General features: G+C 64.8%; 20 protein-coding genes. 3 read left to right on the forward strand and 17 right to left on the reverse strand.

Annotated features, from left to right (window positions below):
• Positions 1–15: 15 nt before the first annotated feature.
• The 3 genes from QZ613_RS03240 to QZ613_RS03250 all read right to left on the reverse strand — a co-directional run bounded on the left by QZ613_RS03240 (position 16) and on the right by QZ613_RS03250 (position 3,963).
• Positions 16–2,196, reverse strand: coding sequence for an HDOD domain-containing protein (locus tag QZ613_RS03240; protein WP_291864841.1), 2,181 nt, complete (start codon positions 2,194–2,196; stop codon positions 16–18).
• A gap of 76 nt (positions 2,197–2,272) precedes the next feature.
• Positions 2,273–3,034, reverse strand: a complete 762-nt coding sequence (locus QZ613_RS03245) for a PEP-CTERM/exosortase system-associated acyltransferase (protein WP_291981492.1) — start codon at positions 3,032–3,034, stop codon at positions 2,273–2,275.
• Positions 3,035–3,165: 131 nt separating this feature from the next.
• Positions 3,166–3,963: an outer membrane lipoprotein-sorting protein gene (locus tag QZ613_RS03250; protein WP_043563678.1), complete on the reverse strand. Its 798-nt coding sequence runs from the start codon at positions 3,961–3,963 to the stop codon at positions 3,166–3,168.
• 54 nt (positions 3,964–4,017) lie between these two features.
• Here QZ613_RS03250 and QZ613_RS03255 point away from each other — a divergent pair, with 54 nt between their 5' ends.
• Together QZ613_RS03255 and QZ613_RS03260 are read left to right on the forward strand one after the other, a co-directional pair.
• Positions 4,018–4,875, forward strand: a complete 858-nt coding sequence (locus tag QZ613_RS03255) for an ABC transporter ATP-binding protein (protein WP_291864835.1) — start codon at positions 4,018–4,020, stop codon at positions 4,873–4,875.
• Positions 4,859–6,493, forward strand: coding sequence for a DUF1302 family protein (locus QZ613_RS03260; protein WP_291864832.1), 1,635 nt, complete (start codon positions 4,859–4,861; stop codon positions 6,491–6,493). The genes QZ613_RS03255 and QZ613_RS03260 overlap by 17 nt, the downstream gene beginning before the upstream one ends.
• Positions 6,494–6,585: 92 nt before the next feature.
• Here QZ613_RS03260 and QZ613_RS03265 read toward each other — a convergent pair whose 3' ends face one another.
• The 9 genes from QZ613_RS03265 to QZ613_RS03305 all read right to left on the reverse strand — a co-directional run bounded on the left by QZ613_RS03265 (position 6,586) and on the right by QZ613_RS03305 (position 16,647).
• Entirely contained in the window at positions 6,586–8,151 is a 1,566-nt protein-coding gene (locus tag QZ613_RS03265; RefSeq protein WP_043563672.1) for a gamma-glutamyltransferase, read from the reverse strand.
• Positions 8,152–8,306: 155 nt separating this feature from the next.
• A complete protein-coding gene (gene cheB, locus QZ613_RS03270) occupies positions 8,307–9,416 on the reverse strand; it encodes a chemotaxis-specific protein-glutamate methyltransferase CheB (RefSeq protein WP_291981494.1) in 1,110 nt (369 codons plus the stop codon).
• A 98-nt stretch (positions 9,417–9,514) separates the two neighbouring features.
• Positions 9,515–10,024, reverse strand: a complete 510-nt coding sequence (locus tag QZ613_RS03275; RefSeq protein WP_291981496.1) for a hypothetical protein — start codon at positions 10,022–10,024, stop codon at positions 9,515–9,517.
• Between the two features lie 82 nt (positions 10,025–10,106).
• A complete protein-coding gene (locus tag QZ613_RS03280) occupies positions 10,107–11,552 on the reverse strand; it encodes a DegQ family serine endoprotease (protein WP_291981498.1) in 1,446 nt (481 codons plus the stop codon).
• Positions 11,553–11,634: 82 nt separating this feature from the next.
• Complete coding sequence (locus QZ613_RS03285; protein ID WP_291864820.1) at positions 11,635–12,984, reverse strand: ATP-binding protein; 1,350 nt, start codon at positions 12,982–12,984, stop codon at positions 11,635–11,637.
• On the reverse strand, positions 12,981–13,643 hold the full coding sequence (locus tag QZ613_RS03290) for a response regulator transcription factor (protein ID WP_291864817.1): 663 nt from the start codon (positions 13,641–13,643) through the stop codon (positions 12,981–12,983). The genes QZ613_RS03285 and QZ613_RS03290 overlap by 4 nt, the downstream gene beginning before the upstream one ends.
• A 65-nt stretch (positions 13,644–13,708) precedes the next feature.
• Positions 13,709–14,209 (reverse strand): hypothetical protein, encoded by a 501-nt coding sequence (locus tag QZ613_RS03295; RefSeq protein WP_291864814.1) that lies wholly within the window; start codon positions 14,207–14,209, stop codon positions 13,709–13,711.
• A gap of 20 nt (positions 14,210–14,229) precedes the next feature.
• A complete protein-coding gene (locus QZ613_RS03300; RefSeq protein ID WP_291981500.1) occupies positions 14,230–15,021 on the reverse strand; it encodes a DUF2092 domain-containing protein in 792 nt (263 codons plus the stop codon).
• 288 nt (positions 15,022–15,309) lie between these two features.
• The gene (locus QZ613_RS03305) at positions 15,310–16,647 is read right to left on the reverse strand and encodes a dicarboxylate/amino acid:cation symporter (protein ID WP_043563659.1); all 1,338 of its coding nucleotides are present in this window, start codon (positions 16,645–16,647) and stop codon (positions 15,310–15,312) included.
• Positions 16,648–17,600: 953 nt separating this feature from the next.
• Between QZ613_RS03305 and QZ613_RS03310 the strand changes: the two genes are divergently transcribed.
• Positions 17,601–18,515 (forward strand): PEP-CTERM sorting domain-containing protein, encoded by a 915-nt coding sequence (locus QZ613_RS03310; RefSeq protein WP_291981502.1) that lies wholly within the window; start codon positions 17,601–17,603, stop codon positions 18,513–18,515.
• A gap of 407 nt (positions 18,516–18,922) precedes the next feature.
• Here the strand turns inward: QZ613_RS03310 and QZ613_RS03315 are convergent, their stop codons facing one another.
• The 5 genes from QZ613_RS03315 to nirB all read right to left on the reverse strand — a co-directional run bounded on the left by QZ613_RS03315 (position 18,923) and on the right by nirB (position 25,842).
• Positions 18,923–20,605 (reverse strand): bifunctional protein-serine/threonine kinase/phosphatase, encoded by a 1,683-nt coding sequence (locus QZ613_RS03315; RefSeq protein ID WP_291864806.1) that lies wholly within the window; start codon positions 20,603–20,605, stop codon positions 18,923–18,925.
• A 114-nt stretch (positions 20,606–20,719) separates the two neighbouring features.
• Positions 20,720–21,541: a glycosyltransferase gene (locus QZ613_RS03320; protein ID WP_291981504.1), complete on the reverse strand. Its 822-nt coding sequence runs from the start codon at positions 21,539–21,541 to the stop codon at positions 20,720–20,722.
• Between the two features lie 281 nt (positions 21,542–21,822).
• On the reverse strand, positions 21,823–23,034 hold the full coding sequence (locus QZ613_RS03325; protein WP_291864800.1) for a nitrate/nitrite transporter: 1,212 nt from the start codon (positions 23,032–23,034) through the stop codon (positions 21,823–21,825).
• A gap of 45 nt (positions 23,035–23,079) precedes the next feature.
• The gene (gene nirD / locus QZ613_RS03330; protein ID WP_043563648.1) at positions 23,080–23,388 is read right to left on the reverse strand and encodes a nitrite reductase small subunit NirD; all 309 of its coding nucleotides are present in this window, start codon (positions 23,386–23,388) and stop codon (positions 23,080–23,082) included.
• A gap of 24 nt (positions 23,389–23,412) precedes the next feature.
• A complete protein-coding gene (nirB, locus tag QZ613_RS03335; RefSeq protein ID WP_291981506.1) occupies positions 23,413–25,842 on the reverse strand; it encodes a nitrite reductase large subunit NirB in 2,430 nt (809 codons plus the stop codon).
• Between the last annotated feature and the right edge of the window lie 3 nt (positions 25,843–25,845).

Below are 25,845 nucleotides of genomic sequence, written 5' to 3' on the forward strand. Positions count from 1 at the left end.
ACGCGCTCTTCTCGTTTAGTTGGGTTTGGCTTCGCCGTCGCTCCGGCACTCTACGCGGCCCGGTGTTGGCAACAGCAGTGAAATCATGGTCCCCTGGCCGGCCTTGCTGCGGCACGAGACGGGAATTCCAAGGCGGTGGGCAAGCGCGCCAACGATCGACAGACCGATGCCACGCGTCGCCCCGAGCCGACCTTCGGCGGCGCGGTGCAGCGCGCTCATCGCCATTGCGCTCATGCCGGGACCGTTGTCCTCGATGCGCAATTCGCAAACCGGCTGTCCCTGGTGAAGGATGTCTTCACTCAGCGAAAGCTTGACCCGCTGCCCGGGTGAGAGCGCTTCGGAAGCATTCTTCCAGAGGTTGACCAGGATTTGCTTGATGCTGCCACGATCGGCGGCGATGCGCACCGGGCGCAGGGGCAGGGAGGTTTCGATACCGATTCCGCGCGCATCGAAAAGTGTTTCGCGGTAGAGCTGCAGCAGCTCGCGCACCAGCTCGCAGACATCGACTGCCTTGTCGGTGCTGCCGCCTGCGGGAACTTCGCTCATCCGCCGCACGATGCTGGCCACACGGTCGATCTCTTCGCTGAGCACCTTGAGTTCGTGGTGCACGCCTGCTCCCGCCGGTAGCTTGCCGTCGAGTATGCGCAGGTAGCCCTTGATGATCGTCAGCGGGTTGCCCGCTTCGTGAACCACGCGTCGGGCGTGGCGAGTGAAGCGCGCCGACACCGCTTCGTCGGCTTCCTGGCGAAGGTCCTGTGCGTTGCGCCAGCTTTCCAGGGTGACGCCGGCGATGCGTCCGAAATTCGCCACGCAGGGCAGGCGGCGCGTCAGGCGGGTGTGCTGACCGGCGCTCAGCCCGGCGACGATCACCCCGATCGTCCGCCCGCGGCCGATCATCGGAATGCACACCAGGCCGGCGCTTGACAGCGCTCGGGCAAACTGGATGTCGATCAGCGAATTCGCGGGCGGCGCACCGCGGTCGTAGGTCGAGCAGATCAGGCCGCTGATCGCGGCCGCGGCGGCGAGGCTGCGATGCGCCTCGGCGAGGATGTTGACCTGGCCAAAGATCGCCGGCTGTGCGGCAACGCCTTTGCCCGTGAGCTGGCCGCCCTGCGGCTCGCAGAGCAGGAAGGCGAGGTGGTTGAGGTCAAACAGGATGCGTGCCGATTCGCGTAGCGAGAGGAGGACTTCGGCGTCGCTATCGAGGCTGCAGAGATCCTCCTGCAAGGGAGCCATCAGTGCCCGCTCACCGATGATCGCGGCGATCTGCTCGTGGGCGTCGTGTTCGCAGCAGCGACGAGCGCCAAGCACCCGCGGCATGCCGTTCGAACTACCGCCGGCAGCTGCTCTTTCCGGGGGGGCGATGCCGATGGCGTCGGCGATGATGCACATCCGCTGTTCGGCTTGGTCGCGCAGGCCGGTCAGGCGAGCGCTGCTGCCGTTGCCCAGCATCTGCTCGGCGAGGGCTGCCAGTCCGTGCGGAATCTCGTCGCAGGAGACCAGCGCGTGCGCCAGCCACACCAGCTGCGGGAGCCCGGCGGCGGTGACGATCTGCTCGGCGGGCAGATGGTGGAAGAGGATGCCGTCGGCGAATGGCGAATCGAGATGCCACTGGTCGGCCAGCCAGGTGCCAATTTCGCCGTGATGAACGCCGAACTGCGCGCTTTCCCGAGCGGAAAGTTCAGCTTCGCTGGGGCAGGTGGCAAGCAGCTGCAAATAAGGGTCGCCAAGTGCCGAGAGCAGAATGAGCTCGCCGACGTCGTGCAGGAGTCCCGCCAGGTAGGCCTCGTCCGGTCGCTGGTAGCCGCTGGCCGCAGCCAGGCTTCGCGACAGTTCGGCGACGAGCAGCGAGTGCGTCCAGAAGGCGGAGAGGTCGACCGACCGGGTGCCGGCGCGTTCGTCGAACAGGTTCTGCACCGACAGGCAGGTGGCGATCGAACGCACCAGCCTGGTTCCGAGCGCGATCAGGCAGTTTTCGATACTGCGCAGCTGCGTGCCGCGGCGAATGGCGGGTGAATTGGCGGCCGTCAGCACGCGCGTACACAAACCGGGATCCTGTTCGACGAGGCCCGCCAGCTTGGCCATCGTCGTGCTGTCGTCGTCGACCATCTGCAGCAGGCGCAGCAGGACCTGTGGCGGCGAAGGGGCGCGTCCCGACTCGATGGCGTGGCGGACGGGCTCCGGCAAGCTATACATCGTCGTGAGCGAGGATGCGAAACGGTGTCCTTGCGGCAGAAGAGTGGCGGGAAAGCGCGCGCATTGTCCTGGGGGGCTAGGAAAACGGGTTGTGCCCGGCGCGAACAGCGTTCTCGCCGGCAGCGTCGATGCCTTCCTGGACCTCGCGTGAAACGACTTCGAAGAGCGTACGGACGACGAAGTTCATGCCGTCGATGATTTCATCGACCGACAGCATCGAGGGAACGCGGGTGCCGCGGTGTTCTATCGCGCCGCCAATCTGTTCGACATTGACGCCCAGGCGCGTCAGGTTCGACGCCAGACGCGGCTCGGTGAGGACGAACAGGGTGGTGATTCCGTAGCTGCGAGCCAGCGAAATCAGGCAAAGATAGACCGCCAGAGCGAGGTAGGGTTGGCGCGGCTGCTTGGCAGTGCCGAAGTCCTCCTCCGAGATCGAGATGGGTCTTTCCTTCTCGCCCGGCCGGCGGCGGTAGCTGCCGATCACCGCCAGGCGAGAGATTTCCGCAATGCGTGATCGGTCCAGCGCCAGCGGATCGACGATCGAGCGGTCCAGCGTTTCCGCGCAGCTGATCTCCAGCGGTAGCCTGGCCTCCTGGGCAAGTTCCGGATCGATCAGCACGAGGCGAGCGCAGCCGACGAAGTCCCCCGTCGAAACCGATTGCACCAGGCAGTGCAGCGACTGCTTGTCGTAGGCGTCGGCTTCGAGACCCTCGGGGCGCAGCGGCTCGTAACCCAGCTCCTGGCAATAAACCTGGTGCCGGATGCGGTAGTTTTCGGCGCGCAGCTCGTCGGTCAGCGCCGGCACGACCCTGAAGAACCGCCGGTAGCCCTGGCTCATGGTCAGTTCTGTCAAGTTGGAAAGAAACATCCGCCGCCCTTGTGGTGTTGTCTGTCTGGCCGGCGAGCTGCCGGCACGACCTGCGCATACTACTACGAAGTGCGGGGCTCGCACCCTTGGCGGGCGCCACGTCAGTCGAGTTTCTTGAGGTAATCCTTGGTGAAGATCTTGTCCGGAAGATCGCGCAGCTTCATGCTGCCGTATTCCAGGACCGACTGCTCGCCGCCGCGCAGCGCATCTTCCATGACCAGTCGAGTCGGGCGCTTCCTGCCTTCCATGGTCTGGTAGTTCTCGTACTTGCAGGTTTTCAGCAGGCGGTTGGAGAGCGAATAGAACTCCGCGCGGTACGGCCAGGAGTCCTTTTCCCGGACCCAGTAAAGCACCCGCTGGTAAGTGACGCCGCGGTCGACCCCGATCAGTTCAAGCACGAAATAGCTGTCGTCGCCGATCTTCTCGCTGCGCAGAAGCTTCGGGTTGTAGTCGGCGGCGAAATTGGCCCGTGCCAGGTCGCCGTTGGCCACCTGTCCGGTCAGCCGTTGCGAGAGGGCGAGGCGAATTGGCTGCGAGACTTCAGGCATGAAGATCCACAGGTCGCGGCCTTTCATCAGGATGATCTGACCGCGCTCGGATGCCGGTTCGGTGACCATCACCACGCTGTTGGTGTTGCCCTTGGACAGCACCCGATACTTATGCACGTCGGGGTTGTCGCCGTTGGTGGTCGTGGTGATTGCCACGTCGACCTGAAAGCTGTCGGCGGGGAAGCGAACCTCGTCGGCTTTCTGGACGATCATCCGGGCCATGGCCTCGTTGCCGGGATCTTCCTGCGCGGGCGTTGCCGCCGGCGCTGCCGCGCTCCAGGCGGAGAAAGTCAGCAGGAGAAGCGCCAAGGCAGTCTTGACACCAGAATGGCGGATCGTCATGCTTTCCATCGTTTTCACCTCATTGTGCTGGCCGTTCAGTCGGTTGGCAGGAAGTGCCACCGCATGAAAGTTGTCCGCATCGACCACGTTTACAAGGATTATCAACTCGGCGAGCAGAAAGTCCAAGCGCTCAAGGACATCACGCTGGCCTTCGACCCGGGAGTGTTTCTGGCAATTGCGGGTCCGTCGGGCAGCGGCAAGACAACTTTGCTCAACCTGATCGGCTGCATCGACACCCCAAGCAGCGGCAAGATCTACATCAACGAGAAGGACGTCAGCGGCCGGACGCCGAACCAGCTCGCCGATCTTCGCGCGCGGACCATCGGTTTCATTTTTCAGACGTTCAATTTGCTGCCCGTGCTGTCGGCGGCTGAAAACGTCGAGTATCCGCTGCTTCACCGCCGCGATATGTCGGTTGCCGAACGGCGCGAGCGGGTGGCGTACTTTCTCGATATCGTTGGCCTGGCAAAGTTTGCCAATCACCGTCCGAACCAGCTGAGCGGCGGTCAGCGGCAGCGCGTGGCCATCGCCCGGGCCCTGGTGATCAAGCCGGCCATCGTCCTCGCCGACGAACCGACCGCCAACCTCGATCACAAGACCGGTGAGGAAATCCTTCTTCTGATGAAGAGGATCAATCGCAAGCTCAAGACGACTTTCATCTTCTCTACCCACGACAGGCGGGTGATCGCCAAGGCCGACCGTCTGGTCCGCGTCGAGGATGGCGAGATCGCCCTGCTCGGGAAGCGTTCGAGTGGCAAGTGGTCGCTGGCGCGTCACCGTCCGACGGAAGCCGTTGTCGACGAGCCGGCGAGTGCGCTGGCTAACGAGGAGCCGGCAGTCAATGACGACGAGAAGCAGGACAGCGCGCCGATCGAGGCGCCGGATAGCAACGGGGAAAACCGCAATGCAGATCAGAAATAAGCAGCCTTTGACCGTTCTCGCCCTGCTTCTGGCGAGCTTGCCGCTGTCGCTTCTGGCCCAGCCGGCGGATCACGCCGGGCGCGCTGCTGGCGATGCCCTCCTCGCCGCCACGCCAGAGCGGGTGCCGTTTCAGCTCGCCGCCAAGTCGGACGATCTGCCGCTGAGCCGGGATTCGCTGTTCGGCACCGACGAGCCGGCTGCGAAGCCCGCCGCAAAGCCGGTCGCCGCTCCAGCCGCCGCCCCGGCAAGCGAACCGCCGCTCAGTCGCGACGCCCTGTTTGGGACCGATACGCCAGCCGTCGCTGCGCCCGCCGACGAACTGCCGCTTAGCCGCGATGCCCTGTTCGGCGACGGCGACGATGCCCTGCCGAAAGGAAAGGCGGCGCAGGCTGTTGCCCAGTCGGCGTCGCGCCCGGTTCGCTACCGCGGCTTCATCCAGAACGTCATGGCCTACACCACGCCCGGGCCGGCGCACTGGTCGGAGGCGATGACACGTGCCGATGTCAGTGCGCAGGGCGATTTCGGCAGTGGCGTCAAGTGGCATCTGGGCGCGCGCGTGGACTTCGACGCCGTTTATCCGATGAGTGATTTTTACCCGCAGGCGGTGAACGACAATCAAACCCTGAATGCGATGTTGCGCGAGAACTACATCGATATCGGCGCCGGCGACTGGGATTTCCGTGTCGGTCGGCAGCACATCATCTGGGGAGAAATGGTCGGTCTGTTGTTCGGCGATGTCGTTTCGGCCAAGGATATGCGGCATTTCGTGCTCCCCGAGTTCGACATCCTGCGCATTCCGCAGTGGGCTGCACGGGCCGAGTACTTCAAGGGCGACTTTCACGCCGAGGCGATCTGGATCCCGGTGGCCAGCTACGACAACATCGGCAAGCCGGGGGCGCAGTTCTACGACTACACGCTGATACCCTATGGCCAGGCCACTTTTCGCAACGAGAAGATTCCGACGCAAAACCTCGAGAACACCAACTATGGCCTGCGCCTTTCCGTTCTCCAGAACGGCTGGGATGTGGCGGCATTTGCCTACAGCAGCATGAGCGTCGCGCCGACCTTCTACCGGCAGATCATTGCCGGAGCGCAGCCGACGGTGGAGTATCAGGCGCGGCACGAGCGCATCGACCAGTACGGAACGACCTTTGCCAAAGACCTTGGTTCGACGGTTCTCAAGGGCGAAGCGGTCTACACCAGCGGCCAGAAGTATCAGTCAACAAATCTGACGACCCCCGATGGACTGGTCGCGCAGAACACGCTCACTTGGGTGCTCGGCCTGGACTTTTCCCAGATTACCGACACCCGGGTCAACGTCCAGGTCTTCCAGAGTCATTTCTTCGACCACAGCCCGGATATCATCGAGTCGGCCAACGAGAACGGCTACAGCCTGCTGGTGAACCGCAAGTTCGGCGACAGGTTCGAGGCGCAGGCGCTATGGATTTCCAGCCTCAACCGCAACGACTGGATGTTGCGCCCGCGGGTCAGCTGGAACTTCGAGAAGAACTGGGACCTGGCGGTCGGCGTCGATATCTTCAACGGCCCGCCGCTGGGATTCTTCGGCCGCTATGACGACAGCGACCGGGTCTATTCGGAGCTGCGCTACAGCTTCTAAAGCGTCGGGTTCCGGCCGGAGATCGATACCGCGGCAGCGAAACCATGGAGCCCGAGACGCGGGGCGTCGCCGGCAGCGAGCGTGCGTGCACGCTACTGTTCGGTGACCACCACGACGCCGCCACGCCGGCGGTCACCCGCGCCATAGAGGTGCCCATGACCGCTGGCGACGCAGTTGACGCCACCGAAGAACAGGCTCGCCTCGTCGAAGCGGGTCGCTGCCGGCCATGCCGCCTGCAGGGCGTCGGCGGCCCCGGCACCGAGGCCGTGACTTTCAAACCACAATCTGGCCCCTTCGACGTGCAGGCGCGGCGCGTTCACCGCCTCCTTGAGCGGGCGGCGATAGGCCAGCAGGTTGAGCAGCGATTGCAGGATGGCGCTACGAATCCGATTTGAGCCGCCGCTGCCGAGCGCGAAGCATGGCCGTTCGCCGGCGACGACGATCGTCGGGGACATCATCGTGCTCATCCAGGTTCCCGCTGCCCGGTGATGGAAACCGCTGGGGTTGATGTCGTCCTCGCCGAGGAAGTTGTTGACGTGGATACCGAGTCCGGGCAGGGCTTCGCCACAACCCTCACCATTGCTGGTGGTCATCGCCGCGGCCATGCGGTCGGCGTCGATGACCGAGATGTGGGTCGTCGCGCCGAGTTGGTTCTCGGCAATCAGCGTTTGTGTTCGCGCACCCCAGGCGGGAATGCCGTCGCCGGCGGCGAGATCGAGAATCGATCCCGGGTCGGCGTAGAGGCGGTGGTCATAACCCGCCTGGCGGATTTCCGATACCGTCGCCAGCAGCGCCGCCATCTTCAGCTGCTGCTCGCGCGACAGGAATTCCTCTTCGCCGAGACCGAGTCGCTCGGCGATACGCAGGCCGGCGCCGATCAGGCCGCCTCCGGCCGCCGGCGGCGGGTTGGTGAGCACCGTGTACGGGCCAAAGCCGACGCGCAGCGGTGCACGGATCACCGGCGCGTACGCCGCCACGTCCTCGGCGGTGATCAGTCCGCCTTGCGCCGGGCCGAAGTTGGCGACCAGCGCCGCCCAGTAGCGGGCGACGTGGGTGTCCGTGTCGCCCTCGCCAAGCGCGTAGAGGAAGTCGCCGAGATCCGGGTTGCTCAGGCGATCGCCTGCTTGCGGCAGGACTCCGCGCGGGAAGAACAGGTTGGCCACGGTCGGCGAGCGGCGGGCGATCGGCGCGACGAGTGAAATGATCATCGCTATCTGCGGGCTGACCGTGAAGCCGTCACGCGCCCAGGCGACCGCCGGCGCGACGACTTCGCGCAGCGGTACGCGGCCGGCGCGCCGGTGCAGCTCGAGCAGTCCGACCAGTTCCCCGGGGACAGCCGCTGCCGCCCTGCCGACATGGAAAACCTGCGTCGTGCGTCCGAAATCGACCGTCACCGGCGCGAAGTCGAGGCGCGGCGGGCTGGCGAGGCCGCGCCCCGGTGTTGCTGCGAAGAAGTCGAGGACCTTGTAGCCATCGTCGGCGTCGCCCCAGATGCACGCGCCGCCGCCTCCCAGCGAGGTCAGCGGCAGTTCGGTGACGGTCGCCGCGAGCTTGGCGGCGACGATGGCATCGACCGCGTTGCCGCCCCGGCGCAGAAGGCAGGCGCCGGCTTCGGCGGTATGCGGCTCCGACGCCGCGATGACTCCAAGAATCCCCATTGGCGGAGGATACGCGATGGCCGCGTGCGAGTGAACACGATGTGCAGCCGACGACACCTCACCCTCGCCACTCGCTGCGCAACACGCCGGCTGCCATACCCCGGCCTTTCGCCGGCGGTAGCCCGCGTGGCGAAGCGGCTGCCGCCAGGCGCCTTTCAGGAAACGCCGAGCAGCGTGCTGTTGCGGCCGAAGGCGAGCAGGGCGCCGGGGATCCGTTCGAGAGCCATGACCTGCTCGGCACCACCGTGCCTGACGGCTTCCTTGGGCATTCCGAAGACGACGCAACTCGCTTCGTCCTGGGCGATCGTCCGGGCGCCCGCGTCGCGCATTTCCTTGAGGCTGCGAGCGCCATCGTCTCCCATGCCGGTCATGATGATGCCCAGCGCGTTGCCACCGGCGAACCTGGCCACCGAGCGGAAAAGCACGTCGACCGATGGCTTGTGGCGGTTGACCAGCGGTCCGTCGACGACGTCGACCAGATAATGGGTGCCGCTGCGTCTGAGCATCATGTGCCTGTTGCCGGGCGCAATCAGCGCCCGGCCGGCGACGACTCGGTCGCCGTGGCCTGCCTCGCGCACTTCGATCTGGCACATCTCGTTGAGGCGCTGGGCGAGCATCGCGGTGAAGCGCTCCGGCATATGCTGGACGATGACCATTCCCGGGCAGCTTGTCGGCAGTCGGCCCAGAACGAACTCCAGCGCCTGCGTGCCGCCGGTCGACGCGCCGATGGCCACGATGCGCTCGGTACTCCCGGCGCTGGCGGTCGCCGCACCGGCGGCAAGCATGACGTCGGCCGAGTTCTTCGGGCGCAGCAGATCGTTGGTCGGTGCTGGTGTCGCTCGCCTTTGCGGCGGCAGGCAGGTTTGCGCAGCGGCGCGCACCGCGCGCACGATGGCCTCGGCATGATGTCCGGCGGCGGGCTGCACGCCGATCGCCGGCGTGCAGAAGCTGCCGACGGCGCCGGCTGCCAGCGCCGCCAGCGTCGCTGGTCCCTGCCGCTTGGCCAGCGACGAGCAGATGACGATGGCCGTCGCTCGCTCGGCGAGCACCTTGCGCATGAACGAGAGGCTGTCCAGGCGTGGCGTCTCGACGTCCAGCACCAGCACTTCCGGCCATTGCCGGCGCATTTTCTCCAGGGCAAGCAGCGGATCGGCGGCGCTGCCGATGACCTGGATCCCCGCTTCGCCGGCGAGCGCCTGGGCGACGAACTGGCGCACCAGCACCGAGTCGGCGACGATGATGACCTTGGTGGGGGATGTGCCCATGGGGCGAGGGACCTTCACCGGTGCATGATTCCACTCTTCGTTGCCGTCGGCAAGCACGGCTGTGCTCGCTGCACGCGGCGTTGACCCTGCGGCTGCCGCTATTCCTGCTGGCTGCCGGGCAAGCTGTTGTCCACGCGGGGCGCCAGTTCTCGCCGCTTGGCCCGCACTCGTCGGTGGGCAGAAAATCCGGCGATTCGCGCGACCGCCGCCTTCGCCGCCTGATAGTCCGGGCGTGCGCAAAGCGCGGCCTGTAGCGCGCCGAGCGCCTGCCGGTCGCGTCCCAGGCGGAAGAGCAGCAGGCCGAGGTCGTACCAGGCGCCCGCCAGTGCCGAGCCGTGGCCGCTCGCTGCGCGCAGGCACTGCGCCGAGGCCAGCAGATCCGGCCCGCCGGCGACCGGTGGAGCCGCTGGCGCGTCCGGATCGGCGGCGCTGAACGCCTGCAGCGCCTGGCTGCGACGGTCGGTCCGATAATAGACAAGACCAAGAAACTGCAGCGACACGATATCGTCCGGGATCGCCTGCAAAATGCTGCGTGCGATCCATTCGGCCTGCGCGAAGTCGCCGCTTTGATAGAAGGTGCCGAGAAGGTCGAACAGGGCGTCGATCATTGGCGGGCTTCCTTGCGAGAAATGGCCGGCGCTGCAGGCGGCGCGATCACCCCACCTGCAGCCTGACGGCGCCGAGACGGGCTCAACCGATGTCGACCGGAACGAAGATCTTCGCGTCGTCGCGCTCGATGAGCAGGGCGACCTTCCTCCCGGACTTGTCGAGCAGCGTGCGCAGCTGGGCGATGTCGCGCACCTCCTGGCCGTTGAGCGACAGGACGATGTCGCCCCGCCGGATGCCGGCCTTGGCGGCTGGGCCGCTGACGTTCTCGACGAGCAGACCGCCGGCCATGCCGCTTGCCTGCTGCTCCTGCGGGCTCAACGGACGCAGTGCCAGACCAAGGCGAGGATTGTCGGCTTCGCCGCCGCTGGCCGCCGCTTGCGCCTGAGTCGGGATTTCGCCGACCGACAGCGCGATATCGCGCGTGCCACCCTTGCGCCAGACCTGCAGCGCGATCTGCGTTCCCGGTTTGATCGCCGCCACCAGGGGTGGCAGCTCGGCCGAGCTGCCGATTTCCGTGGCGTCCAGTTTGAGAATGATATCGCCCGCTTCGAGACCGGCGGCCGCCGCCGGGCTGCCTTTCTCGACCGAACTGATCAGCGCGCCGGCGGTGTTCTTCAAGCCGAAGGACTCGGCCAGCGACTGCGAGACTTCCTGGATGGTGACGCCGAGGCGCCCGTGACTGACCTTGCCGTTCTTCAGCAACTGCTCCTGAATGTTCATCGCCACATCGATGGGGATGGCGAACGACACGCCCTGATAACCGCCGTTGCGACTGTAGATCTGCGAGTTGATACCGATCACTTCGCCGTTCAGGTTGATCAGGGGTCCGCCCGAGTTGCCCGGGTTGACCGCCACGTCGGTCTGGATGAACGGCACGTAGCTGTCGCTGGCCAGCGAGCGGCCCTTGGCCGAGACGATGCCGGCGGTGACGCTGTTCTCGAAGCCGAACGGTGAGCCGATGGCGACGACCCATTCGCCGACCTGGGCGCTGCCCGGACTGCCGAGGCGAACGACCGGCAGGTTCTTGGCGGCGATACGCAGCACGGCGATGTCGGTGAGCTTGTCGAGGCCGACGACCCTGGCCTTGAATTCGCGCTTGTCGGTCAGCTTGACGGTGACCTCGTCGGCATCGCTGACGACGTGGGCGTTGGTCAGAATCAGCCCGTCGGCGCTGACGATGAAGCCCGAGCCCATGCCGCGCGAGGGGGCTCCGCCGTCGGGCATCGGAATGCCGAAGTGGCGGAAAAGCTCGGGGACGCGTTCATCCCGGTCGCCGCCTGAGTACGCCGTTTTCGACGCTCCGACGGCGCTGATATTGACCACCGCCGGGCCACTGTGCTCGACGATTGCCCGGAAATCGGGCAGCCCGACGGCAGGATTGGCCAGCGGCGCTGCGCTCGGCGCCGCAAGAGCGGCAACGGCGTCGGCCGGGCGGATGACGTCGCCGCCCAGCTTGGCGTAGCCGACGCCGACGGCGGCGATCAGTGCCGCAGCCAGCAGACTGCGTTTGAAGGTCGTTGCTTGCATGGTGATCTCCTCTTTCGTTTCATCGAGGAAGCGCATCGCTTCCGGTGCAACGTACGATAGACGGCCATGACTTAAGACTGACTTAAAACGAAGTGCGGGTCGGAGTGGTGGACGAATTGGTGGCGGAGGCTGAGCGGTCGAATTGAACGCGTGCGCACAAGCCGCCGAGCCGGGCTTCGCCGAGGTGCACCGTCGCCTGGTGCCGTTCAGCGATGGTCTTGACGATGGCCAGCCCCAGGCCGCTGCCCGCTTCTTCGCTTTGTGCGCGGCGATAGAAGCGGTCGAAGACGCGTTGCCGGTCGGCGGCGGGAATGCCAGGGCCGGAGTCACTGACTTCGATGAACACGCCGTCATCGTCACCGACGGTAACGTCGACGCGACCGCCGGCCGGGGTATAGCGAATGGCGTTGCCGACCAGGTTGGTGATCAGGATGCGCAGCGCTTCCTGGTCGCCGCGAATAACATCATTGTCGGTGCCGGGCGCGGCGCCGAGATCGATTCCCTTCGCTTCGGCCAGCGCCAGCTGCGCGGCGATCACCGTCGCCACGAGATCGCCAAGGTGTACCGCGCTGGTCGCACGTTCTCCGCTGCCCGGTTCCTGGCGGGCCAGGGTCAGCAGTTGTTGCACCGAATGCGTCGCGCGCTGCAAACCGCCCTTCAATTCGCCGAAGGCCTCGGCGCGGGCGGCAGCATCCGGTGCGCGCTCGGCAAGCTGTACCTGCAGACTCAGTGCCGCCAGCGGCGTGCGCAGTTCGTGCGCGGCGTCGGCAGTGAACTCGCGCTGCGCCTGCAGCGCGTGCTGGAGCCGGTCGAGCAGCTCGTTCAGCGCGCGTACCAGTGGCACGACTTCGCTCGGCACCCGATTTTCCGGGAGCGGGTCGAGGGCGACCGCGGTGCGCGTGCTGACCGCGCGTGCGACGGCGTCGAGCGGGCGCAGTCCGCGGCCGACGACGACCCAGATCAGCACTCCGAGAACCGGCAGCATGAGCAGGAATGGGGCGACGGTACGCAAGGCGGCGGCCAACGCCAGTTCGTCGCGCGAATGCATCGGCTGCGCGACCTGAATCGTCTGGCCGTGCTGCTGCATGCCGAAGACACGCCACTTGCCATGGCCGGTATCGATGGTCGCGAAGCCCAGCGGCGTCCGGTCCGGCAGTTCGTTGCGCGGGTGCGACAGGTAGAGGCGGGTGCCGTCCGGGCGCCAGACCTGGATCGAGAAGTCCTGCGCGTCGCCGTCGATCGTGAAATCGTGCGGCCGCCCGCCCTGGAACACCTGGTCGCGGAACGACAGGGCCAGCTGGCGCAGCTGGTAATCGAACATCGCGTTCGCCTCGTCGCGCGCCGTGCGGTAGGTGGCCAGCGCGCCGAGCAGCGTGGTCAGCGTAATCACCGACAGGAGCGCCAGCAGCAACTGGCGGCGGATCGACGTCATCGGCCAGGCGGCACCAGGTAGCCGACACCGCGGATGTTCTTGATCCGCTCGCTTCCGAGCTTACGCCGCAGCGAGTGGATATAGACCTCGACGGCGTTGCTTTCGATCTCTTCTCCCCAGCCGTACAGCCGCTCTTCGAGTTTCGCCCGCGACAGCGGCACTCCCGGTTGTTCGAGCAGCGCCTGCAGGAGGGCGAATTCCCGTGCCGAAAGCGCTACCGGCTTGCCGTCCTGAGTGAGCTCGTGAGTTGCCGGATTCATGCGCAGATCGCCGTGTTCGATGACCGGGCTGGCGCGACCGGAACGGCGGCGCAGCAGCGCGCGCATGCGCGCCGACAGCTCGTCGAGGTCGAAGGGTTTCACCAGGTAGTCGTCGGCACCGCTGTCGAGCCCCTTGATGCGCTCGGTGACGGCGTCGCGGGCGGTGATGATCAGCACCGGAATGCCGTTGTCCGAACGCCGCAGCCTGGCGAGAACCTCCAGCCCGGACCTGCCGGGCAGGCCGAGGTCGAGGAGCAGCAGCTCGTAGGGAATCGTCGTCAGCGCCAGTTCGGCCGCCTGCCCGTCGCGCACCCAGTCCACGCTGGTGCCCTCCTGGCGCAGGCCCTGCTGGACGCTCTTGCCGATCATCGGGTCGTCTTCGACCAATAGCACGCGCATCGTTTTCTGCGGAGAGGAAAAGGATCGTCGAACGGCCCGCAACTACGCGAGATAGGGCATGGCGCTTACGGCGCCAGCACCACTTCGTAATACACGCCGCTCGACCCGAAGTAGGGCTTGTACCAGTTCGGCCCACTCTGGTAGTACTGGGCACCGTTCACCGTCATGTGTCGGGCGTTGGGAGGCAGTGCCGCGTACTGGCTGCCGATCGGCAAATTGTTCGGGGTCACGTAGGTCGGCTGTGGGGCCACATAAACCGGCTGTGGGGCCACGTAGACGGGTTGTTGGACCACCACCGGTTGCGCCGCGCTGGCGATCGCTGCCCCGGTCATCGCTCCAACCGCCAGGCCGGCAACGGCACCCGCGGCCGCGCCGCACCCGTAGCAACCGCGATGGTAGTAGCCGCCGCCGTGGTAGTAGCCGCCATGGTAGGGGTGGCCGGCGGCAACGAAGCCTCGTCCGCCCCATCCGCGTCCAGCCGCGACCCAGGCGTTGGCGTCGGCAAGGGGAGCCAGGACGCTCGCGGTCACCGCGACGCCGAGAATGAGTTTTTTCACCGGTTTCATCGTTTTGCTCCTCATGTCACTCATTTGGACTGCGCAAGGCCGATCGGCTTGAACTCGAGCTTCACCGCGTCCTTGGGAATGGCGACCTCGAAGCTCTGGGTCGGCATTGGCGCATTGAGCTTCCAGTCCGAGAACTCGACCGTGAACGTGGGCTGCCGCTCACCACTGCGGTACGACGCGATTACCAGGCGCGGCAGCCTGTCCCGCGTGCCGATCCAGAGCTCCCAGTCAACGCCGGGGGCGGTAAACGCCAGGTGATCGGTGTTGACCCCGTCGATTGTCGATTGCCCTACCAGAAGGGCGCTCGAGAGATCCTTGGTGAGGCGGGCGTAGGGGTCGGAGACCAGTAGGTCAACGAAGGGCGCCAAGGTGTCCGCGCCCGGCTGTTCCTGGGCGAGGACGGAGTCGAGGGTGCTGCCGCTGGCGTCGTGTTGCGCGTAGAACTTCTTGGCCGGGCCGATCGCCGTCACCGTCTTGCCGTTGTAGTAAAGGTCGGTTGGCACGAGGTCGCCGCGCGACTCGACGAACAGGCGGTCGGGCCGCTGCAGCCGTACGCGTGTCGCAGCGAAGAGGCTGACGTACTGCCCGCTCGGCGCCTCCAGGGGCAGCAGGCTGCGGGCCTTGAAGGCGAGTGTCCGCGCCGCGGCCAGAGTGTCACTCATATCCTTCAGCAGCTTGAGAGCTCGCTGATCCGTGATCTCCTTCGCGGGCGTGACCGGCTGCTCAGCCTTGTCGTCGGCCAGGGCCGTGCAGAGGCCCCCGAGAAGCACCGTGGCGGCCAGAAAAGTGCCGCCGACAAGATGTGCCATCATGTTTCGTCCCATCATTTTCTCTCCCGTTGTTCCAGTATCGTCCAGATGGACTGTTTGCGCAGACCCACGCCGCGCAGTGTAACGAATCCCTGATCACCATTGGTGAGTCGCGTGAAGGCGACAAGCTCGAGGCCTTCTCGCCCGGGCACGATAACGGCCGCGGCAGTTGTTTCTTGACGCTGCCGGCGACAGCGGCGGCAAGCATGCGTCTGTGTGAACGCGTCACGGACAAGGAAACGACCACGCGCCGCCGGGCGGGCGCGTGGTCGTCGGGAGTCCTGCTACTTGCTACCTGTGGTCGTGCGTGCTGCTGACCACCTGCGCCATTTCGCGCTCGACCTCCTCGTCGAGATGCACGTCGGCGGTGTTGAAGGCGCCGGCGTCGGGGTCGTTATAGACGTCCAGGTTCAGCTGCCCTTCGCTCTTGGCGACGATCACCGAAACCACCGCGTCGCCCGAGACGTTGACCGCGGTGCGGATCATGTCCAGCAAGCGGTCGACACCGAGAATCAGTCCGATGCCTTCGATCGGCAGGCCGACCTGGGTGAACACCATCGAGAGCATGATCAGGCCGACACCGGGCACGCCCGCCGTGCCGATCGACGCCAGCACCGACATCAGGATGACCGTCAGATAGCCGCCCATGCCGAGATCGACGTTGTAGACGTTGGCAATGAATACCGTGGCCACGCCCTGCATGATCGCCGTTCCGTCCATGTTGATGGTGGCGCCGAACGGGACCGTAAACGAGGCGACGGAGTTCTTGACGCCCAGGCGTTCGGTGACCGTGCGCAGCGTCACCGGGATGGTGGCATTGGAACTCGAGGTGCTGAAGGCGAACACCTGTGCATTGCGCATCTTCGCCAGGAAGATTTTCGAACCGAGTCCAGAGAAGACCTTGAGCACCACCTGCAGGGTGACGAAGAGGTGGAAGAGCAGGACACCGATGAGCACCAGCACATAGCCAAGCAGTTGCGCCAGCAGATCCAGTCCCAGGCTGGCAATCGCCTTGGCGATCAGGCAGAACACGGCGTAAGGCGCCAGCGCCATGATGATGCTGACCATCTTCATCATCACTTCGTTGAGCAGTTCGACGAACTCGACGACCGTCTTGGCCTTCTTGCCAACCAGCAGCAGGCCGACGCCGCAGAGAATGGCGAAGAAGATGATCGACAGCATCTCGCCCTGCGCCATGGCATTGACCGGGTTGGACGGGATGACGTTGATCAGGACCTCGGACAAGGGCGGCGACTCCTTGCCGGTGAACTTCGCCGTGGTTTCGGCGTTCATGCCTTCGCCGATGCCCAGGCTGGCGGCCAGCAGGATGCCGGTGGCGATGGCGATCGCGGTGGTGACCATATACAGGACGAAAGCCTTCGAACCGATACGCCCCAGCAGTTTGATGTCGCCGATGCCGCAGACACCACAGATCAGCGAAAAGAGCACCAGGGGAACGACCATCATCTTCAATGCGTTGACGAACATCTTGCCGACGACGTGGAACAGGCCGTTGACCAGGTATTCGTTGATTAGCGAGCCTGCGGCATTCATGCCGCCCAGGTTGATCACCAGGCCAACCACTATGCCTAGCGCCATCCCCAGCAATACTTTGACTGTCAGATTCATGACCACCTCCTAATATGGGTAATGCTGTCTCTTGGAGTCGCGACGAGCCTCCATCGCGCGTCAGCTGCGCCTACGCTTACCCTCGCAGCTGCACGGTACGCCCTTGTTTTTCTCCTTTGGCCGCGAAGCAGATCGCCTGATTTCTGGTCAAGGTGGGGTCTTTCCGTAGTACAAACTAACACCAATCGAAGATCGGAATGCAAGGACGTTCTTCGTCGGCATTACGCGCCCAATCGCACCAGCCGATTATCCACATCCGCGACATAAGATTTGTGGCGAGCAAAGCGCCAGAAAGCAACAATATTTAAAACAAAGACATGCAGAGGTTCTGTGGTATTTCTGCGGGTCTGGCGAGCGCTCGATGGTGGCCGCGCTGCGGGGTGACAAGGAAGCCTGAGGCCATTATTGGTGCCAGGCATTCTGACGGTATTGGTGCCAACCCGTTGCCGACTTCCGGCGCGATTCCGGGCGAGTGGCGAACGTAGTGCTGCATTCCCGATGCGACTTTCAGCGACCCTGACCGCAGGGTGGAACCCCTGCGGTGGCGGGATTTCACCAGTCACATGGGGCACCCCGCGTTGCCCACTCCCGGCAAACATTCCCCACCTGCCGTCATTGCGAGGAGGCGCAGTCGACGCGGCAATCCAGACATTTGCCGCTGCGCACGATCATAAACGGCATCGAACCCGAGCACGGCACTCAGCGGCTCGGGAATTAGTGTTCCTGCAACCCCTGGAAAAGGAATCTTGTCGGAATTCTTTACAGTCCGAATTCGGCGTACACACAACGCCCTGATTCCATGACAAAGTATTTTCCGGCATGCTTTGTGCTTGCAGTTTGCATATTCGCTTGCGTCCCGCCCGCCGCACAGTTCTTGCGGCGTTCCCGTTTCGCCTGCGACGCAGCAGGCCCCTTCGGTCAGGGGAGTAGTGGAACGTGTGGGGGACACACCGTTGCCGCAGCTTGCCTGCGACTGGATTCCCGCGCACCTTGCTGTTTCCAGGAGAAATTTCTCCGATTGCGGCTTTTTTTGGGGTCCAACGATGAAACCACTTCACGATCTATTCGCGTTCAGTCTCGTTGCCATCAGCTTGCTCGGTTCGCTACCAACGCACGCATCACCCATTGTGGGAGGCTGGTATGGCACCCACCTCGGACAGGCTGACAGCACTGCGGTCATCACGTTCCTTGCAGACGGAAGCTACTGGATGGCCGAAGACGGCAGTTCGGTCCTCGACCCCAGTGGGCAGGACGGCATGGAAAGAGGCACCTACACCTGGAATCCGCTCACCAGTGCTTTCTCGTCCACGACGCTCGTGGACACGTCGGGGCAGTGGGGGTTGTCTCACTCGGGCCTGACCTCGATCGGCATTTCCGGTGACACGATGACGATCGATGTCGGTGTCACGCTGAATCGCGTAACCAGCCCAACCAGCGCCATTGTCGGCTCCTGGTATGCCACCCCTGGCGGACAAGCTGCCAGCACGGTGCTTATCACTTTCCTGTCTGACGGAAGCTACATGATGGCCGAAGACGGAAGTTCGATCCTCGATCCCAGCGGACAGGATGGCATGGAACAGGGCAGCTTCACATGGAATGCGCTCACGAATGCTTTTTCGTCCACGACGCTCGTGGATACGTCGGGGGAATGGGGCCTGTCGCACAGTAATATCGCTTCCGCCGCCGTAAGTTGTAACACTCTGCAGTTAAGTGACGGCGGGGATACTTTTACGCTGGTTCGGGTCGTTTCCGACCCGCAGGTCTGCGCCATTCCCGAGCCGCAAACCTGGGCCAATCTGCTGCTTGGACTCGGTCTGATGGCGGCATTCGTGCGCCGTCGTTCGATTTCGCGCGAGGGCGCGCGCTAGTGGTGTTCTGCATTCTCAATGAGACTTTTGGCGACTGCTGAAAGCAGGGCGAAAACCCTGTGGTGGCTGAAATTCGCATCGTCCATGCCGGGGCGGCTCTCGTCGCCTCCTCGCAATGACCAGCGTGCTGGCGTGTTGCCGCCTACCCGACGAGACTTTCAGCAAGCCCGACAGCCGCACGCAACCCCTGTGGTGGCTGGGATGTATGCGTTTCATGCTGCGCGCAACACTACACCAGCGAGCACGACGCCGGCGCCCGTTCCACACCAAACGCCATAGAGCTCCGCCACTTGGCAGGGGCAATGGTTGTGCTGAAAGGGGAGGACGGCGAACGGCAATGGACGTTGGCGGCGATGGATAAAGAGATGTGACTTTGCTAGGGCCTTCGATGTGTCCGAGCGGACAGGTCAGCGCGTCAGCAGCATCCACAACACCAGATTGAGCAGCAGCGAGACGCCGGCGATGATCCGCCAGGTGAGCAGGGGGTTGCGCAGCGCCAGCGGCGTGACAGGTGGTCGGCCGACCGGGCGGTGGGCGCCGCGTTCGAGCGCCAGCAGAAATTCCTCGGCGGTTTCGAAGCGCTGCGCGGGATCCCTGGCGACCGCCTTGAGGAGGACATTTTCCAGCCAGCCGGGGATGTCCGGGCGGTAGCGCGTCGGTGCTACCGGTTCGCCGAATTTCGGATGCTGGAAAGGCTCGATCTCGCCGTAGGGGTACTTGCGGGTGAGCAGGTGGTAGAGCGTCACGCCGGCCGCGTAGAGGTCGTGCGCCGGGCCGGCGCGCTCGCCGGCGAGCAGCTCCGGTGCCATGTAGCTGGGGGTGCCCGGGCTGCCGGTGGCGGGGTCGTCCTCGGAGAGGCTGAGCGCGACGCCGAGATCGAGGATGCGCAGGCGGCCGTCGCGCCCGATGTGGATGTTGTCGGGCTTGATGTCCCGGTGCGCGACGTCGAGGCGGTGCAGCGCCGAGAGCCCCTTCATCAGGCGGACGGCATGCTGGACGGCGTCGGCAACGGTGAAGTGCAGGCCGGCGTCGAGCATTTTCTGCAGCGTCGCTCCCTCGTGCCAGGTCTGCAGGTAGTACAGGCAGCTGCGTCCTTCGGCGGGCAGCAGCTGGGCGAAGAAGGGCGAGGTGATGCGCCGGCCGCGCCACTCCTCCATGATCAGCGCGCGGATTTCCTCGCCGTCGTCGGCCAGCTCCGGGCGCAACGTCTTGAGCACCAGTGGCTGGCGTGAGCAAAGATCGGTGACGCGGTAGAGCAGGGTGGCGCGCGAGTCGTGCAGCACTTCGTCGATCTGCAGCCCGTCGATTTCCTGGCCCGGCTTGAACTGCGGCGGCAGCGGCAGGCGCGCCGTTCCTTCCAGCGAGTCGCGCAGGTTCTCTGCCGGCAGTTCTTCGATGCGCGCAACGACGGCGCTGGCGTTGTCCTGGCCGCCGGCCGCCAGCGCCAGGCTGGTCAGCGACGCGGCTGCCTGCTGCGCGTCGGGATGGGCGAGCAATGCGGAGCGGATGCGGCCGTCACCGATCGCCGCCCAGACGCCGTCGCTGCAGAGCAGGAAGCAATCGCCGACCTTCAGTTCGCCGTCGGCAAAATCAAGCTGGAAGTGGCGGTCGAGGCCGACCGCGCGCGAGAGCACGTTCTTGAGTTCCGGATGTTCCCAGACGTGGTCGCTGCTCAGACGTGTGCACATGCCGTCACGCAGCAGATAGAGACGCGAATCACCGACGTGCGCGCTGACGTAGCGACGGCCGCGCAGGACGAGAACGGTCAAGGTCGTGGCCATGCCGGTGAGATCGGGGTGCCGGCCGGCTTCAGCCATTACCCAGCGGTTGAGCGCGGCGATGACCTTATCTAGCGCGTGCGGCACGCTCCACGTGTCGGGCGTCGCGTAGTAGTCGGAAAGCAGGCCGCGGACCGTGTACTCGGCGGCTTCGCGACCGCCCTGGTGGCCGCCGACCCCGTCGGCGACGGCGGCGATCAGGCCCTTGTTGTCGAGTTCGGCCCCAGCGGGGGTGACCATGCCGCAGAAATCCTCGTTGCGCTCGCGCGGTCCGGTGAGCGACGAGTGACCGATATCGACTCTGAGCGGCATTTCTCGGCTAGCCTTCTGATTTCATGGTCTGCTGTGCCGCCTGTGTCTGGCGCTTACGAGCCTCGCCCGGCGCCCTCTATCGTGCACCGAGCACGAGGCTCGCGCTGGATGAAATCAGCGATTCGCCAGGTTTTTCCTGACGACGTCTTGATATTTGCGGATTTTTCCGCGTTTCAGCCTGATCCCGTCCTTGGCCGACGCCGTTCCCTTGTCGATGTGGTCCAGGTATCTGAACATCTCGCGAGGCGCGATCTTGACGAATCTGTAACCCAGCCTGGGCAGCGCGTCCTGCATCTCGTAACCGGGAATTTTCTCTCCCATCGAGAAGCTCATGCCGTGGCTCTTGATGATGTTCACGTTCCACAGGGCGCAGAAACTCTTGAAGTAAACCTCGTAATACAGGGTCGGTGGCCTGGTTTTCAAGCCAAGCGCTATCTTCAGCCGCCTGAAGTAATACTTCGTTCCTCGCGTCGCAGTCCGCCAGACGGTGTGTGGCAGCTTGCGCAACACCGGTTCCATGCAGCCAACGGCGGCGACCCTGTCGTCGGCAGAGAATTTCTCCAGCATGATGTCGATAATGGCCGGGTCATAGATGAAAGTGTCGGTATGCAATAGCAGGAGATACTCGGTGCTCACCTTTTCGAGGATCATGTCCAGCGCGCGGCCGTGCGCCAGAAAGCCGACTTCCTCGCCGGGTGGTTTTCTTTCAATCAGCTTGATCCAGTCGATCGACCTCAGGTAATCCAGGCTGGCGTCGTTGGAATCGTTATCGACGACCCATACCGGAATTTCGGAAACGTCGACCGCTTTTTGCAGTAAATCCAGGCAGATCGAAGTCATTTCCAAGGACTTGTAATTGACCAGCGCGATACTGAATCGCGGCGGGCGATCGACCTGCCCGCTGATTTCTTCCTGGCTGTCGCTGCGTGTACTCATGGCAATGGGTTTCTACGGCTTCATCAAGGCGTTGTTCGAGTCGCCAGCGGCAGATGTTCGACGCGCCGACGGGCCTGCCGGCCGTCGACGCTGGCCGGCTTGAAAGCAGGGCGGCGGGAGCGGGAACGGCGCGGCAAGGTGGCAATATACCTTGCCGCGCCGGTTTGCTGAAAGGAGCAAGGCGTTCGCAGGTCGCCCCGATGCGGTCAGCGATTGCCGCCGCGAGTCCTTCGCTTACCGCCTGCAGACCGAGCCAGACCGTGCCGTCGTCGTTGCCGCCCTCAGATCTTCGCTGCCGTCAGGTGCGCCGCACCCCAGGTCGTCCGCCAGCGGTTCTTGACGGCGCTCAGCCCGGCCAGCGCGAGCAGGGCCAGTGCGGCGAAGATCAGGAAGCCGATCTGATAGCTGCCGGTGAGCTGCTTGGCGTAGCCGAGCGACGATGCCAGGTAGAAGCCACCGACGCCGCCGGCCATGCCGACCAGCCCGGTCATCACACCGATCTCCTTGCGGAAGCGCTGCGGCACCAGCTGGAAGACTGCGCCGTTGCCCATGCCCAGTGCCAGCATGGCGCCGACGAAGGCGAGCAACGCCATCCACGCTTCAGGCAGGCCGATACTGACGATGGCCAGGAAGATCGCGGCGAAGACGTACATCACCGACAGGCTCTTGATGCCGCCGATGCGGTCGGCGACGTTGCCGCCGATGGGTCGTACCAGCGAACCGGCGAAGACACAGGCGGCGGTGAAGAAGCCGGCGGTCTTGGCGTCGAGTCCGTACTGGATGTTGAAGTAGATGGTCAGCGACGAGGCGAGGCCGACGAAACCGCCGAAGGTGACCGAGTAGAAGAACATGAACCACCAGGCGTCGCTGTCCTTGAGGACTTTCAGGTACTCGGCCAGCGACTTCGGCGGCGGGCACTCGGGCGAATCCTTGGCGGCGACCATGTAGAAGACGAAGACCACGAGCAGGGGAATCAGCGCCAGGCCGAAGACGTTGGTCCAGCCGTAGGCGATGGCCAGGCTCGGCGCGATCAGCGCCGCCAGTGCCGTGCCCGAGTTGCCGGCTCCGGCGATACCCAGCGCCGTTCCCTGATGTTCGGGCGGATACCAGCGCGAGGCGAGCGGCAGGGCGACGGCGAACGACGCGCCGGCGACACCGAGGAAGATGCCGAGGATCAGCGTCTGTTCGTAGGTCTGCACGCCCACGTACCAGGCGACGAACAGGGAGACCATCACCACCAGCTGGCCGATGGCGCCGGTGAGTTTCGGCTTCAGGTGGTCGACCATCAGGCCCATGACGATACGCAGCAGGGCGCCGGCGAGCACCGGCGTGGCGACCATCATTCCTTTCTGGGCGTGTGTCAAGCCTAGGTCGCCGGCGATCTGCACGCCGAGCGGGCCGAGCATGACCCAGACCATGAAGGCCAGGTCGAAGTAGAGGAAGGAGGCGATGAGCGTTGGCCGGTGGCCGGCTTTCCAGAACGAGTTGTCCATGGTCGTAGTCCGTCGGTGGGGGTGAGAGTTCAGGTTGCCGCTATTTCAGATATCGAGAAACACCGTACCGCTTTCGATGCGGATCGGGTAACGGCGGGAGCATCCCTGGTCGGGGGCGACGGCCTCTCCGGAATCAAGGCGCAACCTCCAGCCATGCAGCGGGCAGGTCACCTGGTTGCCGTGCACCAGCCCCTGCGACAGTGGCCCGCCCTTGTGCGGGCAGCGGTCACGCAGCGCGAAGACCTCGTCCGACGACGTGCGAAAGAGCGCGATGTCGCCATTCATTGACCTGACGATGCGACTGCCGAGGCGCGGTATGTCGTCGAGCTTGCAAATCGATTTCCATTCAGCCATTGCTGTTCTCCAGTTCTTCCGGCTCTATACCGAAAGCGTTTCGTATTCGTTCTTCTCGACGCCGGCGATGCGCTCGGCCCAGGGGTCCTTGGCGTCCTTGAGTTCGGCGAGCAGGCGGCCGTGCAGCGCCTTGCGGTTTTCCTCGTCGTCGACGACCCGGCTCTTGGCGTGGTCGAGGCCGACGCGTTCGAGGTAATGGCAGGTGCGCTCGAGATAGAAGGCCTCTTCGCGGTAGAGCTGCAGGAAGGCGCCGGCGTACTCCATCACCTCTTCGTCGTTGCTGACCTTGACGAAGAACTGCGCAACTTCGGTCTTGATGCCGCCGTTGCCGCCGACGTACAGCTCGTAGCCCGAATCGACGCCGATCACGCCGACGTCCTTGATGCCGGCTTCGGCACAGTTGCGCGGGCAGCCGGAAACGGCGAGCTTGACCTTGTGCGGCGAGTACATGTCGAAGAGCATCTTTTCGAGCTTGACGCCCATGTCCATCGCCAGCTGGGTGCCGAAGCGGCAGTGCTCGGCACCAACGCAGGTCTTGACCGTGCGGATCGACTTGCCGTAGGCGTGCCCGGAGGGCATGTCGAGGTCTTTCCAGACGCCGAGCAGGTCGTCCTTCCTGATTCCGAGCAGGTCGATGCGCTGGCCGCCGGTGACCTTGATCGTCGGCACCTGGTACTTGTCGGCGACGTCGGCGATGCGGCGCAGTTCGGCGGCAGTGGTCAGTCCGCCCCACATGCGCGGTACCACCGAGTAGGTGCCGTCCTTCTGGATATTGGCGTGCGCGCGTTCGTTGATCAGCCGCGAGCGCGGATCGTCCTTCGCCTGCTTCGGCCAGGTCGAGATCAGGTAGTAGTTGAGCGCCGGGCGGCACTTGTCGCAGCCGTCGGGCGTCGTCCATTCGAGGAAGCGCATCGTTTCGCCGATGCTCAGCAGCGGCTGCTGGCGAATCGCGTCACGCACCTCCTGATGCGAGAAGTCGGTGCAGCCGCAGACCGGCTTGCGGTTCGACGCTGCCGGCGTGTAGGCGCCACCGATCGTCGCCGAGAGAATCTGCTCGCAGAGGCCGGCACACGAGCCGCAAGACGACGCAGCCTTGGTGTGCTTCTTGATGTCGTCGAGCGTGAACAGGCCGTTTTCCTTGATCGACTTGACGATCGTCCCCTTGCTGACGCCGTTGCAGCCGCAGACCTCGGCGCTGTCGCTCATCGCCGCCGCCTTGCTGTGGCCCTGGTGGCCGACGTCGCCGACGTGCGACTGGCCGAAGAGCAGATGGTCGCGGATCTCGTGAATGTCCTGGCCGTCGCGCAGCAGCTGGTAGTACCAGGGCCCGTCGGCGGTGTCGCCGTAGAGCACGCCGCCGACCAGCTTGTTGTCCTGGATCACCAGCTTCTTGTACACGCCGCCGGCGGCGTCGTTGAGGATGATTTCCTCGCTGTCCTTGCCGCCGAAGAAGTCGCCGGCCGAGAAGAGATCGATGCCGGTCACCTTGAGCTTGGTCGAGGTCACCGAGCCGGTGTAGCGGCTGATGCCGTAGTCGCCAAGATGGTTGGCGGCGACCTTGCCCTGCTCGAAGAGCGGCGCGACGAGTCCGTAGGCGATGCCGCGGTGGGCGACGCATTCGCCGACCGCGTACACCTTGGGATCGTAGGTCTGCATGGTGTCATTGACGACGATGCCGCGATTGCAATAAATCCCTGCCGCCTCGGCAAGGGCAATGTTCGGGCGGATGCCGACCGCCATGACAACCAGATCGGCCGGCAGCTGCAGGCCGTCCTTGAGGCGGATGGCGGCGACGCGGCCGCTCTCGCCGGCGACCAGTGCCTCGGTCTGCTTCCCGAGCAGGAATTTCAGGCCGCGCTCTTCGAGCGACTTCTGCAGCATCCTGCCGGCGGTCTCGTCGAGCTGGCGTTCGAGCAGCCAGTCGGCAAGATGCACCACGGTCACGTCCATGCCGCGCAGCTTCAGCCCGTTCGCCGCTTCCAGGCCGAGCAGGCCGCCGCCGATCACCACCGCGTGGCTGTAGCGTTTGGCGGCGTCGATCATGGCGTCGGTGTCGGCGATGTCGCGGTACGAGATCACCCCGGGCAGGTCGTTGCCGGGAACCGGCAGCATGAACGGGTTGGAGCCGGTTGCCAGCAGCAGGCGGTCGTAGCCTTCCTCGCTGCCGTCGTCGGCGATCACCCGGCGCTTGACGCGGTCGATGCGCTTCACCGTCTTGCCCAGATGCAGCCGGATGCCGTTCTCGGCGTACCACTGGTGATCGTTGAGGATGATGTCCTGGATGGTCATCTCGCCGGCGAGCACCGGCGAGAGCAGGATGCGGTTGTAGTTCGGGTGCGGCTCGCTGCCGAAAACGGTGATCTCGTAGTGATCGGGGGCGATCTTCAGCAGCTCCTCGAGCGTGCGCACGCCCGCCATGCCGTTGCCGACCATCACCAGCCTCTTCTTGCTCATTTT

The organism is Candidatus Accumulibacter sp. ACC005, assembly GCF_907163215.1.
Taxonomy (GTDB): Bacteria; Pseudomonadota; Gammaproteobacteria; order Burkholderiales; family Rhodocyclaceae; genus Accumulibacter; species Accumulibacter regalis.